This window comes from Ruegeria sp. R8_1, from assembly GCF_017743815.1.
In the GTDB taxonomy this organism is placed as follows: Bacteria; Pseudomonadota; Alphaproteobacteria; order Rhodobacterales; family Rhodobacteraceae; genus Ruegeria; species Ruegeria lacuscaerulensis_A.
This window is the reverse complement of the sequence record NZ_JAGHRL010000001.1, coordinates 85,176-108,571: the sequence shown is the minus strand read 5'-3', so window position 1 is coordinate 108,571 and position 23,396 is coordinate 85,176. Positions and strand designations below refer to the sequence as shown.

Annotated in this window: 19 protein-coding genes; 9 read left to right on the top strand and 10 right to left on the bottom strand. The window is 58.5% G+C overall.

Annotation, left to right across the window (positions count from 1 at the left end; genetic code table 11):
* The first annotated feature begins 1 nt into the window (after position 1).
* The 3 genes from J7380_RS00525 (at position 2) to J7380_RS00515 (ending at position 2,288) form a co-directional block, all read left to right on the top strand.
* Complete coding sequence (locus tag J7380_RS00525) at positions 2-835, top strand: bifunctional allantoicase/(S)-ureidoglycine aminohydrolase (RefSeq protein WP_209194012.1); 834 nt, start codon at positions 2-4, stop codon at positions 833-835.
* A gap of 88 nt (positions 836-923) precedes the next feature.
* On the top strand, positions 924-1,247 hold the full coding sequence (locus J7380_RS00520; RefSeq protein WP_170354885.1) for a hypothetical protein: 324 nt from the start codon (positions 924-926) through the stop codon (positions 1,245-1,247).
* 54 nt (positions 1,248-1,301) lie between these two features.
* A complete protein-coding gene (locus J7380_RS00515) occupies positions 1,302-2,288 on the top strand; it encodes a glyceraldehyde 3-phosphate dehydrogenase NAD-binding domain-containing protein (RefSeq protein WP_209194011.1) in 987 nt (328 codons plus the stop codon).
* 9 nt (positions 2,289-2,297) lie between these two features.
* Here the strand turns inward: J7380_RS00515 and J7380_RS00510 are convergent, their stop codons facing one another.
* Entirely contained in the window at positions 2,298-2,783 is a 486-nt protein-coding gene (locus J7380_RS00510; RefSeq protein WP_209194010.1) for an ureidoglycolate lyase, read from the bottom strand.
* On the bottom strand, positions 2,780-4,198 hold the full coding sequence (gene puuE / locus J7380_RS00505) for an allantoinase PuuE (RefSeq protein ID WP_209194009.1): 1,419 nt from the start codon (positions 4,196-4,198) through the stop codon (positions 2,780-2,782). Before puuE ends, J7380_RS00510 begins: the two co-directional genes overlap by 4 nt.
* 161 nt (positions 4,199-4,359) lie before the next feature.
* Between puuE and uraH the strand changes: the two genes are divergently transcribed.
* Entirely contained in the window at positions 4,360-4,716 is a 357-nt protein-coding gene (gene uraH, locus J7380_RS00500) for a hydroxyisourate hydrolase (RefSeq protein WP_209194008.1), read from the top strand.
* Positions 4,717-4,916: 200 nt separating this feature from the next.
* On the opposite strand, the gene J7380_RS00495 is transcribed toward uraH, so the two are convergent.
* Positions 4,917-5,837, bottom strand: a complete 921-nt coding sequence (locus tag J7380_RS00495; protein WP_209194007.1) for a LysR family transcriptional regulator — start codon at positions 5,835-5,837, stop codon at positions 4,917-4,919.
* Positions 5,838-5,933: 96 nt separating this feature from the next.
* On the opposite strand from J7380_RS00495, the gene J7380_RS00490 reads away from it, so the two are divergent.
* The 3 genes from J7380_RS00490 to J7380_RS00480 all read left to right on the top strand — a co-directional run bounded on the left by J7380_RS00490 (position 5,934) and on the right by J7380_RS00480 (position 13,201).
* Entirely contained in the window at positions 5,934-7,157 is a 1,224-nt protein-coding gene (locus J7380_RS00490; protein ID WP_209194006.1) for a urate hydroxylase PuuD, read from the top strand.
* A 159-nt stretch (positions 7,158-7,316) separates the two neighbouring features.
* Positions 7,317-9,122 carry a BamA/TamA family outer membrane protein gene (locus J7380_RS00485; RefSeq protein ID WP_209194005.1) on the top strand — a complete coding sequence of 602 codons (1,806 nt, stop codon included), beginning with the start codon at positions 7,317-7,319 and terminating at the stop codon, positions 9,120-9,122.
* Positions 9,119-13,201: a translocation/assembly module TamB domain-containing protein gene (locus J7380_RS00480; protein WP_247742344.1), complete on the top strand. Its 4,083-nt coding sequence runs from the start codon at positions 9,119-9,121 to the stop codon at positions 13,199-13,201. Before J7380_RS00485 ends, J7380_RS00480 begins: the two co-directional genes overlap by 4 nt.
* Here J7380_RS00480 and J7380_RS00475 read toward each other — a convergent pair.
* The 7 genes from J7380_RS00475 to ychF form a co-directional block, all read right to left on the bottom strand.
* A complete protein-coding gene (locus tag J7380_RS00475) occupies positions 13,195-13,704 on the bottom strand; it encodes a thioesterase family protein (RefSeq protein ID WP_247742343.1) in 510 nt (169 codons plus the stop codon). The two genes, J7380_RS00480 and J7380_RS00475, sit on opposite strands and share 7 nt — an antisense overlap.
* Positions 13,697-14,485 (bottom strand): cyclase family protein, encoded by a 789-nt coding sequence (locus J7380_RS00470; RefSeq protein ID WP_209194004.1) that lies wholly within the window; start codon positions 14,483-14,485, stop codon positions 13,697-13,699. The genes J7380_RS00475 and J7380_RS00470 overlap by 8 nt, the downstream gene beginning before the upstream one ends.
* Before the next feature lie 96 nt (positions 14,486-14,581).
* Entirely contained in the window at positions 14,582-17,365 is a 2,784-nt protein-coding gene (gene fdhF / locus J7380_RS00465; protein ID WP_209194003.1) for a formate dehydrogenase subunit alpha, read from the bottom strand.
* A gap of 14 nt (positions 17,366-17,379) precedes the next feature.
* A complete protein-coding gene (locus J7380_RS00460; RefSeq protein WP_209194002.1) occupies positions 17,380-19,083 on the bottom strand; it encodes an NAD(P)H-dependent oxidoreductase subunit E in 1,704 nt (567 codons plus the stop codon).
* 85 nt (positions 19,084-19,168) lie between these two features.
* Entirely contained in the window at positions 19,169-20,050 is an 882-nt protein-coding gene (locus J7380_RS00455; protein WP_209194001.1) for a LysR family transcriptional regulator, read from the bottom strand.
* A 74-nt stretch (positions 20,051-20,124) separates the two neighbouring features.
* Positions 20,125-20,634 (bottom strand): N-acetyltransferase, encoded by a 510-nt coding sequence (locus J7380_RS00450; RefSeq protein WP_209194000.1) that lies wholly within the window; start codon positions 20,632-20,634, stop codon positions 20,125-20,127.
* Positions 20,635-20,641: 7 nt separating this feature from the next.
* A complete protein-coding gene (gene ychF, locus J7380_RS00445) occupies positions 20,642-21,739 on the bottom strand; it encodes a redox-regulated ATPase YchF (protein WP_209193999.1) in 1,098 nt (365 codons plus the stop codon).
* A gap of 193 nt (positions 21,740-21,932) precedes the next feature.
* On the opposite strand from ychF, the gene J7380_RS00440 reads away from it, so the two are divergent.
* Entirely contained in the window at positions 21,933-22,418 is a 486-nt protein-coding gene (locus J7380_RS00440) for an acyloxyacyl hydrolase (RefSeq protein WP_209193998.1), read from the top strand.
* Between the two features lie 78 nt (positions 22,419-22,496).
* Positions 22,497-23,288 carry a tryptophan synthase subunit alpha gene (trpA, locus tag J7380_RS00435; protein ID WP_209194599.1) on the top strand — a complete coding sequence of 264 codons (792 nt, stop codon included), beginning with the start codon at positions 22,497-22,499 and terminating at the stop codon, positions 23,286-23,288.
* The last annotated feature ends 108 nt before the right edge of the window (positions 23,289-23,396 follow it).

Below are 23,396 nucleotides of genomic sequence, written 5' to 3'. Positions count from 1 at the left end.
AATGGCACAGCCCACCTATTATGCGCCGTCAGGCGGACATCCCGGACAAGACCAGCTTTTGACTGACCGCGCCATGTTTACTGACGCCTATGCGGTGATCCCCAAAGGGACGATGCGCGACATCGTCACCAGTTACCTGCCTTTTTGGCAGGACACACGGCTTTGGGTTCTGTCCCGCCCGCTGAGTGGTTTTGCCGAAACATTCTCGCAGTATATCATGGAGGTTCAGCCCGGTGGGGGCAGCGACCGCCCCGAAACCGACCCGAATGCACAGGCCGTAGTGTTCGTGGTCGAAGGCTCGGTAACCCTAACGCTGAACGGCAACGTTCATGTGTTGGAGACAGGGGGTTATGCCTATATCCCAGCCGGGTCCGACTGGACCCTGCACAATCGCGGTGAAGATACTGCCCGGTTTCACTGGATCCGCAAAGCTTATGAAGCCGTTCCCGGCCTGCCCGCCCCTGATCCGATCATCACCAATGAACGCGACATCGCCCCAACCCCGATGCCCGGCACCGAGGGGCGTTGGGCCACAACCCGTTTCGCCGATCCGCAAGACCTGCGCCACGACATGCATGTCAACATCGTCACGTTCGAGCCGGGCGGCGTGATACCGTTTGCCGAAACCCATGTGATGGAACACGGGCTTTACGTGCTTGAAGGTAAAGCCGTCTATCGGCTGAATCAGGACTGGGTCGAGGTCGAAGCCGGCGACTATATGTGGTTGCGCGCTTTCTGCCCGCAAGCCTGTTATGCCGGTGGACCGGGGCGGTTTCGTTATCTTCTTTACAAGGATGTGAACCGTCACATGCCCCTAACCCTGTATAAACGCTGAGTTTCCGGTGGGTTTCTTGGGCTCGGGGCTTCACAGGACCGGTTGAATCTGTTGAAATACCCGCAGTTTTAGCACTGGAGATTGTTCAATGGTACTGCGTGGATCAATGTTGGCGCTGGCCGCCGTCATCGGCCTTACGGCTATTAACGCGACCCCTGTGGTCGCCAAGGAACCGACCAAATCGGTTTCGGTCTTCAGCCGGACCTGGGCGATCACGCAGGTCTCGGATGCTCCGGTCGTGTATCGCGCGACGCGGGACAACAACAACCTCAACCCGTTTGGGCCGCCGCCGCGCCTGCGCACCCTGCAGGCCATCGCAGCGATCCAGCAGGCCACCGGGTGCACCCCCATCCGAGGCAGCATGTACCAGAATATCTCGGGCCAGTTCTTTTCGCAGGTCAGTTGCAACTGACCCCAAGGCGAAACGGGCATTGAGGTCAGCGCAACCCGCTGCCATAGCTTGCGCATGAAACTTGCGATTAACGGATTCGGCCGGATCGGCCGTACGATCCTGCGGCAGCTTCTGGCCATGCCGCAGGACAGTGGTATCCAGCTGGTGCTGATCAACGACATCGCACCGCTTGAAACCTGCACCTACCTGTTCAAATACGACAGCACATTCGGTCCCTATGCGGGCGATGTTAAACACTCTGCTGACGAATTGGTCGTCGACGGGATGGCGATACCAGTGACCCACAGTGCGGATCTGTCTCGTGTGGATCTGACCGGCGTCGATGTCCTGATGGACTGCACGGGCGTTGCACGCACATCAGATGTCGCCAGCCAGGGCCTGACGGCGGGTGCGGGGAAAGTGCTGATTTCCGGCCCGTCTCCGGCGACCGAGGTTACCGTTGTGCTGGGCGCAAACGAAGACCAGCTGGGCGATGCGCGCATCGTGTCGAACGCCTCGTGCACGACGAACGGTTTGGCACCTTTGGTCAAGGTTCTGGATGGGATCGGTGGCCTGGTATCGGGCCACATGACGACCATCCACTGTTATACGAACAGCCAGCCAATGGTGGACGCACCGCGCGGGGATCTGGCCCGATCCCGCGCGGGCGCACTTTCGATGGTTCCCACCACCACCAGCGCCATGCACCTGATTGACGAGGTTTTGCCCCATCTGGCCGGTCGCGTCTCGGGCGCGGCGGTGCGGGTTCCCACGGCCAGCGTCTCGGCGGTTGATCTGATCGTGACTCTTGAACACCCGGTTTCTGCGGATTTGTTCGAGGCCAACCTGCGTCAGGCCGTTGCGCAATCTCCTGTTCTGGGTTGGACGGACGAGCCCTTGGTGTCGTCCGATTTGCGGACCCGCCCCGAGTCGCTTGTCATCGCAGGCCCAGAGACGCGGCAGATCGGTGAACATCAGGTTCGTGTCTTTGGCTGGTATGACAACGAATGGGGTTTCTCGGCCCGGATGCTGGATGTCGCCCGACTGATGGTTGGCCGCTGATTGGCGACGTCAGCGGGCGACAATTTCATAGGGCGTGTCGAACCAGTGTTCTTCAAGGTTCGCCCCGGCACCGATGCGGTCAACAACCGCGAACAGGCCCGGACCATGCAGCGGCGTTAAAACACCATGCCATGTGCCCCTACGATAGTTTACGGCCTGACCGGGTGACGTCAGGAAGGCAACGGGCTGGCCGGGCATTCCATTGGCATCTGGTGCGACCACGACCAGAAACGGTTGATGTGTCATCGGTATAAAGGCTTGGCTGCCTTCGGGATGCCGCTCGACCATATCCAGAACATAAGGGAAAGCGCGCGGATTGGCGTTAAACAGGCTGATACCCGCGCGTCCGTCAGCGAAATCCATCTGGGCACGGTCATTGAAACGGCCGCATTGTCCTTGGTTTATGATTTTGTCTGGCTGACCCGCAGCCTCAATAACATCTCCGTATGGCGCAAAGGCTTGAGCGGTCAGCGGACGGGCAACGATCTGCATCATGACGGAAGAATGTCCCGCAGCCGAAACTCGGCAATGCGTTCAACCTGACGGCAGGCCTCGCGGAATTCCGTTTCGCGATCCTGCTCAATCCGCCGCTGAAACGCCTGCAGGATCGAGGCCTTGTCGTGATCCCGCACCGCGACGATGAAAGGGAACCCAAACCTCTCGGTGTAACGAGTATTCAGGTCCGTGAACGCCGCGCGTTCGGCGTCTGTCAACGCATCCAACCCGGCTGAAGCCTGTTCAGACGTGCTTTCCTGTGTCAGACGTTTCGCCTGCGCCAGTTTGCCAGCCAAATCCGGGTGCGCGGTCAGAACGCTCAGTCTTTCGGGATCCGAGGCAGACCGGAACATACGCGTCAGCGCATTGTGCAATCCACCCGCAGTGTCATGAGCCCGGCCAAGCTCCAACTCGAACGCGCGCTCGGCAATCCAGGCCGAATGTTCGAAGATGCCGCCATAAGTGCCGACGAATGTTGCGCGGTCCATCTGGGACGGTTTCGGATGGCGGCTCGGCGGGTGATGTGCGGCCCAATGCTGTGCGATTTGCAAGCGGGTAGCGAACCATACGTCCGCAAAACTCTGCGCATAGTCGAGAAACCGTTTCAACGCCATAACCCGGCCGGGACGCCCGATCAGCCTGCAATGCAGCCCGATTGACAACATCTTGGGCACGCCCTCTTGGCCTTCGGCATAGAGCGCGTCGAAACTGTCCTTGAGATAGGAATAAAACTGGTCGCCCGCGTTAAAGCCCTGCGGGGTGGCAAAGCGCATGTCGTTGCAATCCAAAGTATATGGAACGATCAGCTGATCCCTTTCGCCTGCGTTGACCCAGTAGGGAAGATCATCCGCATAGGTGTCAGCGACATAGTCAAACCCGCCCTCTTCAGCGACCAATCGAACCGTATTCTCGGAACAGCGCCCCGTATACCAGCCGCGCGGACGCTGACCTACGACTTCGGTATGCAGGCGGATCGCTTCGTTAATCTGGGCGCGTTCCTCTGCTTCGGGCATATCCTTGTGCTCAACCCATTTCAGACCGTGGCTGGCGATCTCCCATCCCGCAGACTTCATTGCGTCAACTTGGTCTGGGGATCGGGCCAGCGCGGTCGCGACACCATAGACCGTAATTGGCAGGTCTTTCATAAGCCGGTGCAACCGCCAGAACCCGGCGCGTGCGCCGTATTCGTAAATCGACTCCATGTTCCAATGCCGCTGACCCGGCCATTGCGCGGCCCCGACGATTTCAGACAGAAAAGCTTCGGAGGCCGCATCGCCGTGAAGTATGTTGTTTTCCCCGCCTTCTTCGTAATTCAGCACGATTTGAACCGCGATCTTGGCACCACCGGGCCATTGAGCATCGGGCGGTGTCAAACCGTATCCGATCATGTCGCGAGGATAACGAGGGGGCTGCATATGGGTGTCCGTTCTTTTGTTTGTCCTCAGCCATAGCCCAGAAACAGCCGGATGATTATCAAACTAATCCGAACGCAGTTTCCGGTTCTTTTGGCATTTCCATATTTTAGAACTTTGCGCCAGACTGTGGCAAAGCAAATTGCAGATCACAGGAGAATGCCGTGACAGGCTATCTGACGACGCATGTTCTGGACACCGCGCGCGGCTGTCCGGCCCAAGGGTTGAACATCACGCTCTACAGCGTAGCGGGTGAGGCGCGCCATATCCTCGCCCAGATGACAACAAACGCTGACGGCCGAACGGATAGTCCCATTTTGCCAAAGGACGCCTTTACGATCGGTACCTACGAATTGGTGTTTGAGGCTGGCGAATATTTGCGGACAACGGGGCAATCGGTAGAAGATCCGCTGTTTCTGGACAAGATCCCAATACGTTTCGGCATGTCAGACCCTGATGCGCACTATCACGTACCGCTGCTGCTTTCACCTTTTGGCTATTCGACCTATCGCGGCAGTTAACACAGGTGCCCTCCCGCCCGTCGATCACCCTACCGGGTTCCTCCCGTTGGGCCGGGCGCCGCACCTTTCAGGTGCGGCGCGGTTTCTCTGGATTTCAGCGTTCCGCGCCTCAAGGGCGTTCCCACGCTGCGGCCATGCCGCAGCGCCGGGCCCAACACTGTGCAGCGCCCGAAGGGCGCGAACAGTGGCGGGAGCCCCTATCAGCCCCCTTCGCCCAACGCGTTGACGATCTTACCAATTCTCGCAATCATAAAATCCATAAACAGACGTGCCTTCGGGTCCTGATGGCGCCTATGCGTGTACAGGCAGGCCATTTGCACCGCGACCGGGGGCGTCTCGACAGCAACTGGAACAAGTTGACCTGTTTTCAGGTGTTCGACGACTTCGAACACCGGTTTCATTGCAATACCCTGCCCGGACAAGGCCCAATCCGTCAGAACGTCGCCATCATCGCACTCGAACCGTCCGGAAACCGCAAACCGCCGAGGACCGTCTTGCGTTTCCAGCAGCCACTGGAACTCGGTCGCGCCGGGAAACCGCAGGTTCAGGCATTCATGTTTGTCCGAAACAAGATCAGCACCGGTGCGCGGCATCCCCCGTCGAGAGACATATTCCGGCGCGGCGCACAGAACACGCGGGCAGTCTGCAATCTTGCGGATACGCAATGTGCTGTCTTCGGGCTGGCCAATAAAGAACGCCAGATCCAAGCCTTCGGTCGTCAGGTCAACCGAACGATCCGTTAAACGCAGCCGAACGTCAATCTCGGGATATTCTGACAGGAAATCAGGCACATGCGGGGCCAACAATCGCCGCCCCACTCCTAACGGAGCAGCAACGAAAAGCGACCCGCGCGGTGCTTCGGTCAGATGCACCACCTGCGCCTCGGCTTCATCCACCGCGTCAAGAACGGCCACTGCGCCTGGATAGAACGCCCGGCCCTGCTCGGTTGGGGAAAGGTTGCGTGTGGTGCGCTGGAACAGGCGCACGCCCAGGTGATCTTCAAGCTGTGATATCCGCGCCGAAGTCACCGCAGGGGAAATGCGCAAATCCCGACCAGCTGCGGACATACTGCCTAAATCATAGACGCGGACGAAGGTTCGGATATTGTCGAGATAGGACATCTTATCGTTTTTTTTGATACAGTTTGGCAATATACGGGAATACCGAATAAAAAGCGGTTTGCCTAGTGTGGCCCTAACCAATCGGAGAGACCCCACATGTTCGAATTTGCCGTGTTCTGGGATTGGATGGCATTCGCCGTGCGCTGGTTGCACGTGATCACCGCCATTGCCTGGATCGGATCGTCTTTTTACTTCATCGCACTGGACCTTGGCCTGAACCGCGACATCTCAGGCCCGGCAGATGGTGAGGAGTGGCAGGTGCATGGTGGCGGCTTCTATCACATCCAGAAATACCTGGTCGCGCCCGAGCGGATGCCCGATCACCTGACCTGGTTCAAATGGGAAAGCTATGCCACCTGGCTGAGCGGTGCGGCACTGCTGATGATCGTCTATTGGGTCGGCGGAGAGCTGTATCTGATTGATGCGCAAAAGGCCGATCTGGCGCTGTGGCAGGGCATTGCGATTTCGGCGGCTTCGCTGACTTTGGGTTGGCTGATCTATGACTTTTTATGCAAATCCAAGCTGGGGCAGCGTCCCACCCTGCTGATGGTGCTGTTGTTCGCACTACTGGTGGCGATGGGCTGGGCTTACAACCAGATTTTCACGGGCCGCGCGATGATGCTGCATCTGGGGGCGTTCACGGCAACGATCATGACAGCGAATGTGTTCTTCATCATCATGCCCAACCAGCGCATCGTGGTCGACGATCTGAAGAATGGCCGAACGCCGGACCCGAAATACGGCAAGATCGCCAAGCTGCGGTCGACGCACAACAACTACCTGACGCTTCCTGTTGTGTTTCTGATGCTGTCCAACCATTACCCGCTGGCCTTTGCGACTCAATACAACTGGATCATTGCGGCGTTGGTTTTCCTGATGGGCGTTACCATCCGGCACTATTTCAACACGCGCCACGCACGCGCCGGAAACCCGACGTGGGCATGGCTGGCCACAGCGCTACTTTTCATTGGGATCATGTGGCTGTCGACTGCGCCGATGTACAAACCCGTGGAAGAGGCCGAAGCGCAACCCCTTACGCGATATGAACAGAAATTCGCCGCGGCAGAGGGTTTTGAGGAGGCACATGAAATCGTTCTGGGAAGATGCTCGATGTGCCACGCGCGCGAACCGGTCTGGGAGGGTATCCAATGGGCACCGAAGGGCGTTTTGCTTGAAACCGAAGGCGACATTGCCCGCAACGCCAGGCAAATCTACTTGCAGGCTGGCGTCAGCCACGCCATGCCTCCGGCCAACGTCACTTATATGGAACCCGAAGATCGCGAAACCATCATTCGCTGGTTCCGCAGTGTCGGGTCCTGATCCAGCGGCTCTCTGATCACACAACCCGCTAATTTCTGGTCTGTTTCGATTATTTTTCCCCCTGACCGGCGATGAATGCTCTAACATGAATGTCATGACGCGCCGCTTCTTCCCAGACGGCGAAAAATGATTTCAACTTGGGGCAGTTGAGGCCAATTGATGCAGAAGACCGGACCGCGCGCTTGTGTGAGAACTTGCCTGTTTGGCCTGCTGGCTGCGGTTCTGCCCACTTCGCTATTTGCGCTAGAGACAACTCTGACCGCTCCGGGTGCGCCCAAAGCTCTGATCGAGCGTCTTGAAGAGACCTCATCCGTTACCACCGCCGAATCGCGCGGGCTGGACACGCCACTGGAAATCTTATCGGCCGCGTTGTCGGATTATCGGACCATTGTTCAGATTCTGTACGACGAGGGGTATTTCAGCCCGGTCGTCAGCATCAAGCTGGACGGTCAGGAAGCGGCTGAACTGAGTTCCCTGAGCGTACCGACGCAGATCAACCGCGCTGCCATCACCGTGCAGACCGGACCTAAATTCCGTTTTGGTGAAGCGACCGTACAGCCTTTGGCCCCACAGACCGTCCTGCCCGAGGAATTCGCGATCGGCGAACTGGCCACCACCGGGGCGATCCAGCGCGCCGGTTCCGCAGGGGTCCAAGGCTGGCGCAATGCAGGCCACGCCAAAGCCGATATTCAAGGTCAAAGAGTCATCGCCCGACACGCGCAGGCCCAGTTGGACGCTCAGATTGATCTGGCTCCGGGGCCGCGTTTGACGTTCGGGAAAATGATCATCTCGGGCGATACGGATGTGAAACACTCGTCGATCGAAAAGATCGCGGGCTTCCCAGAGGGCAAGGTTTATTCCCCCGAGGACATCCAAAAGGTCGGGACCCGTCTGCGCAGGACCGGAACTTTTAACGTTGTCGCCCTTGAAGAACGCGAGACCCCGAACCCTGATGGCACGCTGGATTTCGACGCCTATTTCGAAGATCTGCCCAAACGCCGCCTGACTTTCGGATTCGAAATTGCCTCTCGGGATGGGATCGATCTGACGGCAACCTGGACCCATCGCAACGTGTTTCGGCGGGCAGAACGGCTGCGGTTCGAAGCAGCGCTGCGCAATATCGGCGGCGCTGAGGATCTGGACGGGCGCATCGGTCTTCGACTGGACCAGCCAGATCGGCTGGGACCGGATGACAACACGTTCTGGAACGCCCTGCTGGAACGCCGCAACACCGACAATTACAACGTTACTTTAACATCGCTGGCGTATGGTGCGCGACGTACTTTCTCGGATCGGCTATATGCCGAAGCCTCGGCCGGGTTTCAATGGTCCGACGCGGATGACGCGTTCGGCGATGGGCGCAAGTTCCGATACTTTATTGTCCCCACCCGCACCGAGTGGGATCAGCGCGACAGCAAGGTCAGTGCGACGAAAGGGTTTTATCTGGACGCACAGATCATGCCCTTTCTGGGAATTTCAGAAACTGAGACCGGCATCAGGTTCTTTGCTGACGCGCGCACCTATACCAGCCTGGGAACTGGCGGGCGCATTGTACTAGCTGGGCGGGTGCAAGCGGGTTCCGTCGTGGGGCCGTCACTGAATGCAGTCACCCCGGATTTTCTGTTCTATTCCGGTGGTGCCGGCACTGTACGCGGGCAACCGTTCGAAAGCCTCGGCATTCCGGTCGGAGACGAAATTGCCGGCGGCAAATCCTTCCTTGGACTCTCCGGAGAAGTCAGGGGCAAGATAAACGATGCGATATCGCTGGTCGGGTTCTATGATTACGGCGTGGTGGATTCGTCCTCATTCGTTACCAGCGCCGCAGCGTCCCATTCTGGCGCAGGTCTAGGCGTCAGATACGATCTGGGCGGCTTTGGACCCTTGCGCTTGGACCTCGCCGTTCCCGTTCAGGGCGACACAGGGAATGGTCTGCAATTCTATATCGGGATCGGACAGGCATTTTGATACGGCGATATTCATATACAGTCCTGACCGCCACGCTGGTCCTGTATGCGCCTCCTCTGGCCGCGCAGGAAGACAGCGGTGGCAGTATGCTTGAGAATTTCCTGCAGGATACGCTGTCAGGTGACAATCAGAACGTCACGGTCAAGGGTCTTCAGGGCGCTCTGAGCGCGCGCGCCACCATCGAGGAAATCACAGTCGCGGATGATGAAGGCGTCTGGTTGACCATCAAGGATGCGCAGCTGGACTGGAACCGCCTGGCGCTGATCCGAGGCAGATTCTCGGTTAATGCGCTGACTGCGCAGGAAATCGACATCGCCCGCGCGCCCGGCACGACAACTGCACCGGACGAACCTGCACCTTCTGCCGAAACTCAGCCATTTCAACTTCCCGAACTGCCCGTTTCCATCGAGATCGGCGAAATTCGTATAGACGAGATTTCCCTGGCCAAGCCGTTGATAGGCGTGGCCGCAGACCTGTCGGTTACCGGCAATCTTTCCCTTGCCGACGGAACGTTGGACACCAATCTCGATATCACCCGGCTGGACCGCGCGGGCGACGAAATCACTCTGACCGCCGGGTTCCAGAACGCCACTAGCGAGATCACCCTTGATCTGAATGTGACCGAGGCATCCGGCGGTCTGATTTCTACCGCCCTGAACATTCCCGACAGCCCACCTATCGGATTATCCGCCAAAGGGTCCGGCCCGCTGACGGATTTCACCGCCGATATCGGCCTGAGCAGCGACAACCAGCAACGCGTGACCGGTCAGGTTCGCCTGCGCGCGGCCACCGAGGGCGCGTCAGAGGGCATTGCGTTTACCACCGACCTCAGTGGTGATCTGACCCCATTTCTATCATCCGATATCGATCCGTTCTTTGGCACCCAGACACGACTTTTCGTAAACGGCCAAACCAAACCCGAAGGGGCGCTGGATGTCTCAGACCTGGAACTGACCACGCAAGCGTTGGACTTGAAGGGCGAGTTGCAACTGGCCCAAGGTGGAACACTGGCACTTGCGGCTTTGCAGGGACGTATCACGCCTCCAGACGGTCAGGCTGTGATCCTGCCTGTGGCGGGCGGGGATACATCCCTTCAGGCCGCACAGATTTCCGCACTTTTCGATCAGAAAAACGGCAACCTTTGGGACCTGAGCCTGACGGCGAACGGCTTTAAATCCCCTCAAGCCAACCTGCAAAACGCCCGGATTACGGCGCAAGGAGTTCTGGATCAGGCCGAAACCCTGTCAGTAAGTGGTGACCTGCAAGCCAGCGTCACCGGTGTTGATTTGACTGATCCTGCTTTGAACTCGGCCATCGGCCAACGCATCACGCTGGACGGCCAGTTTGACTATGGCAGTGATCAGTCTCTGAACCTATCGGGGTTCGAACTGGTCGGATCGGATTACACGCTTGCGCTGGATGCTTTGGTCGATGGCCTGAACAGCGGTTTGAACGTGGACGGTTCAGCTACGCTCGAAGCGTCTGACTTGGCCCGATTTTCGGACCTCGCACAGATGGACCTTGGGGGGCGGGTCTCGGCCAGAATTGAGGGGTCGGGATCGCCACTGGAAGGCAGCTTTGACGGCAAGCTGGCTGTCGAGGGCAGCGACCTGTCTACCGGGCGCGACGATATCGACCCGGTCATCACTGGCGAAACGACGATCACGCTGGATGCCAAACGTGATTCAGACGGCATTACCATCCGCGCCTTCGATCTGAACAGCGAAGCTGCGCAGGCTCAGGCAAGCGGCGATGTGACCACACCCGATGGCAATCTGACCATCGACGGGCAAGCGCGGGTAAATGCGGCGGACTTGTCGGTGTTCTCGGGCTTGGCGCAGCGTGAGCTGGGGGGCTCTTTACGGGCAGAAGTCAGCGGCACGGGGACAGTACAAACGTTGGAGTTTGACGGCACCGCCAATGTCGTCGGTCGGAACATACGAACGGGCATGGCGGATATTGATCCCCTGTTGACCGGTCAGACCACAATCCAGTGGGATGGTGCACGGACCGCAGATGTCATTGATATACGAAGCGCCACAATCAACGCCCAAGCCCTGAGCGCGCAGGTTCAGGCCATGATAAATGACCCGACCGAAGAGCCCTCGGGCCAGGGTCAGGCGCGCTTGACCGTGCCAGATCTGTCGGTTTTTTCGGGATTGGCCGGCCAAGATCTGGCCGGATCAGTGAATGCCAACCTAAAGGGCAGCGGCGACCTCGCCACGCGCGCTTTTGACGTTCAAGGGAACGTGGACGCCAACAACATTCGAGCCGGGATCGAGGTGCTCGACAAACTGATTGAGGGGCGTACAACCCTGACAATAGACGCTGAAAATGGCGACGAGGGTCTGGATGTTCGCACGTTCCGACTGACAGGAACGGCAATCTCGGCAAAGGCTTCGGGCAAGGTCTCGCGCGAGGCCGGAGGGCTGGATTACTCGGTGACACTGGACGACGTCGCCCGTGTGACCCGGACTCTGTCTGGCCCCCTGACTTTGGAAGGCAACGTGGCACCAACTCGGACCGGGTTGGAAGGAACTGCAAATTTAAGCGGGCCTGACAGTTCTTATGCCAATCTCAAAGGGACAGTCGAAACAGACGGCGACGCAGCTGTGGAATTTGACGCCAAGTTCAATCGCATTGAACGATTTGCACCCGACTTCCCCGGCACAATCGCTGCCACGGGAACTGCGCAACGCAAAAGTGGCATCTGGACCATCGACACCAGCGCCGAAGGCCCCGCGCAGATCAACAGCGACGTTTCGGGTACGTTTGACGAAAGCACGGGTGAAGCGGATCTGAAGGCCGTGGGCGGTGTGAACATAGGAATTGCCAACCTGTTCATTTCACCCAATAAAATCGACGGAACCGCCCGGTATGACGTTACTCTTAAGGGCAAGCCAGCGCTTGATGCCCTTAGCGGGTCGATCACCACCTCTGGCACATCGCTGGCCATTCCGGGCGCCGGGCAAACAATCACTGGCATCAGCGGGTCAGTCGATCTGTCGCAAAGCCGAGCAACGGTTTCCATTTCCGGCGGCACCCGCGCCGGCGGTTCGTTCTCGGTCGCTGGGCCGGTTGATCTTACCCCGCCCTTCAACGCGAATGTCGTAACGACTTTGAATAACCTGGTTCTGACGGACCAGCTTTTGTATGAGACCACACTGGCTGGACAAATTGCCATGACCGGAGCGTTGGCAGGAAACAGCTCGGTTTCAGGGCAGATCGAGTTCGTTGAAACAAACATCAACCTAGCAGCCGCCTCTGGCGCGGTAGGGGCGGCGGCGATCCCCGACATCCAGCATGTTGGTGAAAGTGCTGCAGAACTGCTGACACGGCAACGCGCCGGTCTGGTCAAGGACGAAGAGACCACACAAAGCGACTCGCGCATTGCGTTGGATATCGCATTGCTGGCCCCGAAAGAGGTCTTTGTGCGCGGTCGCGGCGTGAACGCGGAACTGGGTGGGCGGCTGTTTATCGGCGGGACCACATCATCCGTCATCCCGTCAGGGCAGATAGAATTGATCCGCGGTAACTTTGATATTCTGGGGCGTCGATTGGCGCTGACCAAAGGTATTGTAACGCTACAAGGCGACCTCACACCGTATATCGAGTTCGAATCTTCGACCAGCACCTCGGACGGTACTGCTACGATCGAAATCGCCGGGCCGCTGGATTCACCCGAAGTCGACGTATTCTCTGACCCGGAACGCCCCGCCGAAGAGGCTCTGGCCATGTTGTTGTTCGGCAACCGGTTTTCGGAACTGTCGCCCTTTGTGATTGCCCAGATGGCGGCGTCGCTGGCACAACTTAGCGGCGCAGGTGGTGATGCCACCAAGGGGCTGCGTGACAGCACAGGGGTAGACACGGTCGATATAGGCGCGACTGAAGGCGGAGCGGGACGCTTGGGCGCGGGCGCTTACCTGAGCGATAACCTCTACACCGATTTCACCGTCAACACAGAAGGCGATACCGAAGTGAACCTGAACCTTGACGTCACCGATAACTTCACCGTCCGGGGCACTGTCGATGGCCGGGGCGAGACTGGGCTGGGTGTGTTCTTTGAACGCGATTACTGACGCCGGATCGCAATAGGTTGACCGATCTGAGGCGCCGGCTCAAGCCCCGCATGATCACGCGCCATCCGCGCCAACCGGGCTGCAGCCCAATCTGGATACGCAACAGATCGACCTGTTGTATGGCTGACATTCATGAAAAGCGCTTCTTGTGTAGCGCACACCTCGCCTGAAGCCGAAAGCATCTGGGCAAAATAATGCCCCCGTTTGTGATCGGCATCCAACATGCGAATGTGAAAGGTCAACGACTGACCTTCGAGAACTTCGCGCAGGAACGACATTTGCGATTGCAGGACGTAAGGTCCCTGCCCCAACGCGCTGACCTGAACTTCGCCCAGTCCCAGATGATCAACCATCAACCGTTCCAGCGCCATATCGAATGCCACTCCGTAATAGCCCACATTCATGTGGCCATTATAGTCGATCCATTCCGGCAGCACCTTGAATCCGTGAATTTCGACAGGTGCGTCATAGGGGCCATCATGCCCGCCCAATGGTTCAGTCATCTGCATCAGCCTCGAATATGGCGACGGCGCGCGTGAATCCCGCCGAAGCGCCTTTGATCTTGAACGGAAAACACGAGATTTCGAAACCGGTCGGCGGCAGGCTTTCCAGATTGGTCAGTTTTTCCATGTGGCAATACCCAATGTCTATCGAAGCACGGTGGCCTTCCCAAACAATTGAGGCATCCTGTGTCTCGGCGTATTCCTGAGCGGTCAGGGCAAAAGGGGCATCCCAGCTCCAGGCGTCGGTGCCGGTGACGCGCACACCGCGCTCGGTCAGATACAGCGTTGCTGCGCGGCCCATGCCGCAACCTTTCATCAGGTAATCAGGTTGCCCATAACGCGTGCCTGCGGACGTGTTGACGACCACAATGTCCAATGGCCGCAACGTATGGCCGATGCGTTTCAATTCAGCTTCAACATCTGCGGCCGTCACCACATAGCCATCATCAAAATGGCGGAAATCCAGTTTCACACCGGGATTCATGCACCATTCCAGCGGCACCTCGTCGATCGTGATCGCGCGTTCTCCTCGGTTCATGGTCGAGTGATGATGGTACGGCGCATCCAGATGAGTGCCGTTATGGGTCGCGATCTGCAAACGTTCTATGGCCCAGCCCTCACCGCCCGGTAGATCGTCCTTCTTCAGGCCGGGAAAGAAAGACATGACCTGTTCTGCAGTCTGATCATGGGTCAAGTATTCGATTTCAGGCAGCATGATCGGCGGGTCGGATATGATCCCGGTTTCCAGCGGAACGGACAAATCGACAAAGCGGCGCGCCATGGAACCCTCCACCACCAAAAGCGGTGACAGGTTTGGCCGCATCTAACCTTCTGTCAAGGAAAGAAAAAGGCGGCCACTTGGGCCGCCCTTGTTGATTTATTCCGCCGCGATAGCGTCTTCTATCTTTTCAACCCTGATGGCCGAGAACTTGAACTCGGGGATCTTGCCATAAGGGTCGATGGCCGAGTTGGTCAGGATATTCGCTGCTGCCTCAACATAGGCAAACGGAATGAACACCATATCCTCGGCAATCGCCCGGTCCGCTCGTACCATGATCTCGATCGAGCCACGACGGGTGGTCAGGCGGATCGTCTCACCCGGCTCAATCCCCATCAGTTTGAGGGTCCGCGGGTTCATCGAACAGTTCGCCTCGGGCTCAACCGCATCCAGAACGTTGGACCGGCGGGTCATCGACCCGGTATGCCAATGTTCCAGCTGCCGCCCTGTTGTGGCTATCATCGGATATTCAGCATCCGGGGCCTCATCCGGCGGGATGACGCTGGCGGGCGTGAATTTGGCTTTACCATCCGCACGGGGAAATCCGTCACCGAACACGATGGACTGACCCGGATCGGTTTCGGACAGGGACGGATAGGTGATCGTCTCGTTTTCCAGACGTTCCCACGTGATGTTGTCCAGCGACTCCATGGTCAGCTTCATCTCAGCAAAGACCTGAGACACATCCGTGTAATCCCAGTTGAGACCAATGCGCTGCGCCAATTCCACAGTGATCGCCCAGTCTTCACGCGCCTCACCCGGAGGCGCGACTGCCGGGCGCACACGCTGCACCTGACGGTTGGTATTCGACACGGTGCCGTTCTTTTCATACAGCGCCGAGGCCGGCAGAATGATATCGGCGTAGTTTGCCGTCTCGGTCAGGAAGATGTCCTGAACGATCATCAGGTCCAGCTTTGCCAGCGCTGCGCGGGCATGGTTCACGTCCGGGTCAGACATGGCCGGATTTTCGCCCAGAATATACATGCCCTTGATGTTTCCGGCGTAAATCTGGTCGATGATTTCGGTGACCGTCAGGCCCTTTTCGTTCGAGAAATCCTCTGATCCCCAAACATCGGCGAACTTCGCCCGGATGTTGTCGTCTGTGACCGTTTTGTAGTCCGGCAGGAACATCGGGATCAGACCCGCATCCGAGGCGCCCTGAACGTTGTTCTGACCACGCAACGGGTGCAGACCCGCGCCCGGTTTACCAACATTCCCGGTCATCAGCGCGAGGCTGATCAGACAACGCGAGTTGTCCGTTCCATGGATATGCTGACTGACCCCCATGCCCCAGAAGATCAGGCCGGCCTTGGCCTGTGCAAAGGTACGGGCCACCCGGCGGATCTGATCCGGTTCAATACCGCAGATCGGAGCCATCGCTTCGGGCGTGAACTGGCGGAGGTGTTCTTTTTCAGCCTCCCAGTTCTCGGTCCACCGATGGATGTACTGGCTGTCATAGAGTTCCTCTTCAACGATCACGTTCATGATCGCGTTCAGCATCGACACATCCGCTCCCGGTCGGAACTGCAGCATTTCATCGGCGAACTTGCGCATCCCGACACCGCGCGGGTCCATTACGATCAGCTTGCCACCGCGTTTGGTAAACTGCTTGAAATAGGTCGCGGCAACCGGGTGGTTCTCGATCGGGTTGGCCCCGATGATGATCGCCACATCCGCGTCTTTGATGTCGTTGAACGCAGCCGTAACCGCACCCGATCCAACGTTTTCAATCAGCGCGGCCACCGACGACGCGTGGCACAGACGGGTGCAGTGGTCGACGTTGTTGTGGCGGAAGCCCTGACGGATGAACTTCTGGAACAGATAAGCTTCTTCATTCGTGCACTTGGCCGAGCCAAAACCCGCGACATTGCGCGGATCATCGTCGCGCAGTTCCTTCAGCTTGGTCGCGGCCAGATCCATCGCCTCTTCCCAGGTCGCTTCGCGGAAATGGGTCGACAGGTTCGAAGGATCGACATTCAAGCCCTTGGCAGGCGCATCCTCGCGCCGGATCAGCGGCTTGGTCAGACGGTGCGGGTGGTGGATGTAGTCAAAGCCGAACCGGCCTTTGACGCACAGGCGGCCTTCGTTAGCGGGGCCGTTGATGCCTTCGACATACTTAACCTTGCCGTCCTTGACCTTCAGCGAAACTTTACAGCCCACTCCGCAGAACGGGCAGACGCTTTCGGTCTCAGAGTCATAGTCTTTGCTGTCACCCTTCTGCTGGTCGTCCAGCACAGTGGCAGGCATCAGCGCGCCGGTTGGGCAGGCTTGAACGCATTCACCACAGGCCACACAGGTTGAATCGCCCATCGGATCGTTCTGGTCGAACACCACCTGCGCGGTATGGCCGCGACCGGCCATGCCGATCACGTCATTCACCTGAACGTCGCGGCAGGCCCGGACGCAGAGGTTGCAGTTGATGCAGGCGTCCAGATTGACGCGCATCGCAACGTGGCTGTCATCCAGCAGCGGGATTTTCTCGGCCTCTTTCGCCGGGAAACGACTGTCGCTGACATCATTCAGCTTGGCCATGTCCCAGAAGTGGCTGGACGCGTCATGTGCCTCCTCCGGCTGGTCAGCGACCAGCAATTCCATGACCATGGCGCGCGATTTCTCGGCACGGTCACTGTCGGTTTTCACCACCATACCGTCCGCTGCAGGACGGATGCACGAGGCGACCAGAGTCCGCTCGCCTTCCACCTCGACCATACAGGCGCGGCAGTTGCCGTCGGGTTTGTAGCCCGGCTGTGGCTTGTGGCACAGGTGTGGAATGGTGAACCCCTGCCCCTTGGCGGCTTCCCAGATGGTCCAGCCCTCGGGCACGGTGACATCTTCGCCGTTCAGGTTGAAGGTGACGGTCTTGTTCGGGCTTGCATCTAGCATGGCTCTGTCTCCCCTCAGATTTCGTCAGCGAAGTGTTTCATGACCAGGCGGATCGGGTTCGGGGCCGCCTGCCCCAGACCGCAGATCGAGGCATCGCCCATGACCTGGCACAGGTCCTCCAGCAGGTCTTGGTCCCACTTGTCGGCCTGCATCAGCTTGACCGCCTTTTCGCAGCCAGCACGACAGGGCGTACACTGACCGCAGCTTTCGTCTTCAAAGAAGCGCAGCATATTCAGCGCCGCGTCGCGGGCGGTGTCCTGATCGGACAGAACCACCACAGCAGCCGAGCCGATAAAGGTGCCATGCGGCTGCAGCGTGTCGAAATCCAGCGGGATGTCGTCCATCGATGCGGGCAACAGGCCCGATGATGGGCCGCCCGGCTGATACGCCTTGAAGGTCTGACCTTCGACCATCCCCCCGGCGGCTTCGATCACGTCCAAAATGGTCGACCCGGCAGGCAGCAGATAGACTCCCGGTTTCGCAACGCGACCCGAAACCGAATAGCTGCGCAGGCCCTTGCGGCCGTTCTTTTCGGTGCTGTTGAGGCATTCCGGCCCCTCGCGACACACCTTGGTGACCCAATACAGCGTCTCAACATTGTGCACGAGCGTCGGACGGTTAAAGACCCCGACCTGCGCCACGAACGGAGGACGGTGACGCGGCAGACCCTTTTTGCCTTCGATGGATTCGATCATCGCGGATTCTTCACCGCAGATATACGCACCGGCCCCCCGGCGCAGATCGATATAGCCGGGTTCAACAATCCCGGCCTGTTCCAGCGCGGTAATCTCACGGCGCAGAATTTCCAGCACCGCCGGGTATTCGTCGCGCATGTAGATAAAGCAGGTCTCGGCCTCGACCGCCCATGCGGCGATCAGCATGCCTTCAAGGAAGACATGCGGCGTGCGCTCCAGATAGTAGCGGTCTTTGAACGTGCCGGGCTCGCCCTCGTCCCCGTTCACGGCCAGATAGCGGGTGCCTTCGTTCATGCGAACAAAGCCCCATTTCTTGCCCGACGGGAAGCCAGCACCGCCCAGACCGCGCAGGCCCGAGGACAGGATGTCTTCCTGCACTTGTTCCCAATCGCCGCCCGCGCGCAGCTCTTTCAGCTTGGCATAACCGCCGTTTGCTTCATAAACCGCAAAGGTTTCATAGTCGGGCAGATGCGCATGCGTATCATCGGCAGCAATCGCGGCCTGAACCTTTTCGGGGGTCGCGTGGTCGATATGGTTGTGACCGATCTCAAGCACAGGCGCGGTATCGCAACGCCCCATGCAAGGCGCACGCACAACACGAACCTCAGCGGGGTCCAGACCGTCCTCAAGCGCCTTTTGCAACTGCTGAGCTCCGGCCATTTCGCAGGACAGGGAATCACAGACACGGATCGTCAGCGCGGGCGGAGGCGTCTCATCCTCTTTCACCACATCGAAATGGGCATAGAAAGTGGCGGTTTCATAGATTTCGGCCTGACCGATGCGCATCTCGACCGCCAGAGCGGCGATGTGGTCGGCGCTGATATGGCCGTGTTCGTCCTGAATCAAATGCAGGAATTCGATCAGCAGATCACGACGGCGCGGGCGGTCGCCCAGCAAACGCGCGATCTCGGCCTGTGCCTCATCCGTGAATTGACGGCCTTTGGGCGTGTGCCGCCCTTTGCCTTTACCTGACTTCCAGACGCCCTTGGGTGCGCCTGATGGCTTGGTATCTAATGGTGCCATGATGCCCTCCGATTAAGGCTCCGTGTCTCATCAGATCAGCATATCGTCAAATCGCATATTTCAATCGCACGATAACGACTCCTTATCACCGTAAGGAGGCGACAACCGCCCGTAGCGCTTCGACCGTTGGCAATTCCGGATCACGGCTGAGCGTGGCCAGACAGATCGGCTTGCTGACGATCGGATCGACCAGAGGCAGCACTTTCGTCCCTTTCAGATCGCCCAATGCCCGCACCAGCACTCGGGGAACAACCGTAGCCGCCAACCCCTCGCGCGCCATGACCATCGAAGCGGTGAAGCCGCTGGTCTCCGCCACCACATGCGGGTGCAGGCCCTGTTCAGCGAAAATCCGGTCCAGAATACGCCGGTTCTGCATCTGCGGCTCAAGCAGGCTGATCGGGAACTCGGCCACCTGCGCCCAAGGGATCGGCCCGGTTTCATCGGTCATATGAGCCGGAACCAGCAGCACATAAGTTTCTTCGTACAGGGGCTGAACCTGCCGCAGGTCGGTGCCGATGCTGTCGCCATAGGTGATACCCGCATCCAAGCTACCCTCATCCAACCGGTGCTGAATGGCGGTGGCCGACATGGTTTCGATCCGCGACAGGATGCGCGGGTGGGCCTGCTGCAACCGTTTGATCAGACGTCCGGTAAAGGCGATCGCGGTGGGGATCACGCCCAGGATCAGCGTCCCCGTGATCTCGCCCTTGGACGCCTGCACCTGCTGTTCCAGCGCCTTGGTCTCATCCAGAATACGCCGCGCCCGCTGGACAATCATCTCGCCCTCTTCGGTGAGGCCCTGAAACCGGTTGGCCCGGCGCACGATCGAGACGCCAAGCCGATCCTCAAGATTGCGGATGCGCATGGAAAAGGCGGGCTGCGAAATCCCGCATTCCTCGGCCGCCTTGGCAAAATGCTGGTGCCGCGCAAGGGCGCTGAGGAGTTGCAGGTCACGGATTTCGATCATTTGTGGTTGTCTCTAAGTCGCACCGAAAGTCAGTGTAACTGCTACCTTGCGAAGCGCATATCCCCTCGCAACGATCAGTTCAGGCGCAGCGCATAGACGTTCTTCAGATACCCTTGATCTTCGATCTGAAACTGGGTCTCACCAATCCATTCGAAGCCTCGCGCAAGGGAGAACGCAATGGCCGGGGTGTTTTCAGCGTTGGTCGTCAGCCAAACCACCCCTTCCTGTTGATCCTTGCAATGCTTCAACGCGGCCGCCAACAGCCGCTTGCCTTTCCCTTTGCCATGATGGCGCGGCCGAACGTAGAACGTGGAAATCTCCATGCCATACCAGCCTTCCACCGGGGCTTCTCGCGACGAAGAGACGCGAATGAACCCGTCTATCCCCTCCTGGTTTTCCGACACTAAGAAGAAGTCTTCCGGGTTGGAAATCTGGTCGCTGATCTTAGCTTGCGTGAACTCTGACAGAGCGTAGTCTGCAAAGAAGCTATTGACGCCGCGTTTGAGGTAAGTGCCCACCCACACTTCAATGGAAATCGCCGCTATGCTGGAGGCATCCGACTGTTCTGCTGCGCGAAGTGTCAAAACCCAATCACGTATTGAACAGGAAGTGCATCACATCGCCGTCCTTGACGATGTAGCCCTTGCCCTCAGCCCGCATCTTGCCCGCCTCTTTCGCGCCCTGCTCGCCATTGGCGGCGATATAGTCGTCATAGGCGATGGTCTCGGCGCGGATGAAACCCTTTTCGAAATCGCCATGGATCACGCCAGCGGCTTGCGGCGCGGCGGTGCCGGTGCGGATGGTCCAGGCGCGGGCCTCTTTCGGGCCGACGGTGAAATAGGTTTCCAGCTTCAGCAGGTCGTACCCGGCGCGGATCAGACGGTCGAGGCCGGGTTCTTCCAGACCCATCTCGGTCAGGAACATCTCGGCCTCGTCGTCCTCCAGCAGGCTGATCTCTTCTTCGATCTTGGCGCTGATGATGACGTGGGAATTGCCTTGCGCGGCGGCCATTTCAGCGACCTTGGCGGAATACTCATTGCCCTCGGCGGCTTCTTCCTCGGACACGTTGCAGACGTAGAGCACCGGTTTGGTGGTCAACAGTTGCAGCATCTTCCACGCTTTGGCGTCTTCTTCCGAGACCTCGACCAGACGTGCGGGCTTGCCATTTTCCAGCATCTCCTGCGCCTCGGCCAGCAGGCGATCCTGCTGCACTGCCTCTTTGTCATTGCCCTTCAGCTTGCGCACCAGATTGGCGCGGCGTTTTTCGATACTTTCCAGATCGGCCAGCATCAGCTCGGTTTCGATCGTGTCGGCGTCGGCCACCGGGTCAACGCGGCCATCCACATGGGTCACATCACCGTCTTCGAAACAGCGCAGCACATGGGCAATCGCGTCGGTTTCACGGATGTTGGCCAGAAACTGGTTGCCCAGTCCTTCGCCTTTTGACGCCCCCTTCACCAGACCGGCAATATCCACAAAGGTCATGCGCGTCGGGATGATCTGCTTTGAGGTCGCAATCGCCGCCAGCTTGTCCAGACGGTCATCAGGCACAGCGACGTCACCCACGTTGGGTTCAATGGTGCAGAACGGGAAATTTGCCGCCTGTGCGGCCGCAGTTTTGGTCAGAGCGTTGAACAGGGTCGATTTACCCACATTCGGCAGACCCACGATTCCCATTTTAAAGCCCATCTCGGCCTCCTGAAGCGATGTGACGGCGTCTTCTATGCAGGTTGTGGAAAATGCGCAACCCGCGCTCACAACCCGCCTGACACCGATTGACAACGTCACGGACCTGTTACCCAGTTTGTGCTTGCGTGAGTTGAACTGCCTGAGCGATGGTACCCAAATTGCTCTTATCGCTAACTTTTGACGAAGAAATCCTATGAAAGCGCTACTTACTTCCGTCGCATTGCTCATGGCTGCTACCTCTGCACAGGCCCAATCTGTCATATTTGGCGCAGGCTACGCGGATTTTTCTAATGGCAACGGCAACGATCAAGGCGTGTTTTCACTGGAATACCAGCATCGCCCGTTTCACGAGGCAACCCGCTTCAGCGCTGGTCTGGGTGCGGCCCTGACCGTCGACACCGACGGAGACACGCATGTTGGCGCAGGTTTGGTGGGCATCTATTCCTTTTCGGATCGCTGGTTCGCTGAGTTGAGTGTGATGCCCGGTTACTTTAACGCCTCAAACGGCGACAATGACTTGGGTGGCAACTTTCAGATTCGCAGCCTTTTGGGTCTTGGCTATACCTTGGACAGCGGCAACGCCATTTCGCTGGCAGTCACGCATAAATCGAACGCCAGTACCGAAAGCTTTAACCCCGGCGTGAATGCATTGTTCTTACGCTATCACCTAGGGTTCTAGGCCAATCTGGTCAGGCGGGATTGATTTCCGGCTAAAGTTTCTGCACATCAGGATCAAACCTGAATGCAAGGACTGCAGATGACCCGTATCGACGCCAAGTTCGCCGCCCTCAAGGCCGAAGGTAAAAAGGCATTCGTTGCCTATATCATGGCCGGAGATCCAGATTTCGACACCTCGCTTGAGATCGTCAAGGGCCTTCCGGCAGCGGGCGTCGACGTGATCGAGCTTGGCTTGCCCTTTACCGACCCCATGGCCGACGGGCCAACCATTCAGACCGCCGGACAACGCGCGTTGGATGGCGGTATGACCTTGCAGCGCACGCTGGATTTGGCCCGTAGCTTTCGCGAAACCGACGACACGACCCCGATCGTTCTGATGGGATACTACAATCCGATTTACAGCCGCGGCGTCGACAGCTTCTTAAAAGACGCAAAGTCCGCAGGCATTGATGGCTTGATCGTTGTCGACCTGCCGCCAGAAGAAGATGACGAGCTGTGCCTGCCCGCGCAAGCCGCCGGATTGAACTTCATCCGATTGGCCACCCCGACGACCGATGACAAACGCCTGCCCCGTGTTCTGCAGAACACCTCGGGCTTTGTCTACTACGTCTCGATTACCGGAATTACCGGCGCGGCCGAGGCGCAAGCCACCAATGTCGGCCCCGAAGTCGCCCGCATCAAGGCCGCCACCGACCTGCCGGTCATCGTTGGGTTTGGGATCAATACACCCGAAAAATCGAAGGCCATCGCCAGCGTGGCAGACGGCGCAGTGGTCGGCTCGGCTATCGTCAGTCAGATCGCAAAGGGCCAGCCTGTCGCCGAGGTGCTCGACTTCGTCAAGACGCTCTCAGATGGGGCACATTCCGCCTGAGACCGCTCACGACCACTTAATCGCTTTGGAGCCGCAGTTGGCCTGTGCCGCTGCGGTTTTTCTTTGACCAATCCAGTCACCTACCAGCACCAAATGCAGCGTTGCGAC